1 protein-coding gene is annotated in these 591 nt (G+C 67.5%); it reads left to right on the plus strand.

The window, feature by feature from the left end:
- Window positions 1-591 (plus strand): condensation domain-containing protein (locus HUA74_RS44965; protein ID WP_254625569.1); only part of this gene is annotated, 591 nt, incomplete at both ends.

The raw sequence follows: 591 nt of genomic DNA on the forward strand, positions 1-591 counted from the left end.
TCATCCGCACGGATGAGCGCACGTGGCGCATCCTCTGGACGCTGCACCACCTCATCGTGGATGGATGGAGCCTCGGGCTCCTCTTCCAGGAACTCTTCACCACCTACGAGCAGGTCCGCTCCGGCCGACTCCCGGCGGAGAGTGAGTCGACCTCCTTCCGCGATTACATCGCCTGGCTCCAGCGCCAGTCCCTGGAGCCCGCGGAGCACTACTGGCGCAAGACGCTGCGTGGCTTCACCGCGCCCACGCCATTGCCCGGCGCGCTTCCCCGAAGCCCGGACTCGGTGCTCCGGCGTCAGCACCTGAACGTCTGGCTGCCCGCGCAACTCACCGCGGACCTCCAGGCCTTCGTGCGCCAGCACCACCTCACCCTCAATGCACTGGTCCAGGCCGCATGGACGCTGGTGCTCTCACGTCACACCGGTGAGCACGACATCCTCTTCGGCGCCACGACGTCGGGGCGTTCCGCCGACGTCTCCGGCATCGAGCACGCCGTCGGCCTCTTCATCAACACACTGCCCGTCCGCATCTTCGTCGACGAAGACGCCACCGCGCTCTCCTGGCTCCAGCAGCTCCACACCCAGCAGCTCG

The sequence above is a fragment of the Myxococcus sp. CA051A genome (genome assembly GCF_013336705.1).
Classification (GTDB): domain Bacteria; phylum Myxococcota; class Myxococcia; order Myxococcales; family Myxococcaceae; genus Myxococcus; species Myxococcus llanfairpwllgwyngyllgogerychwyrndrobwllllantysiliogogogochensis.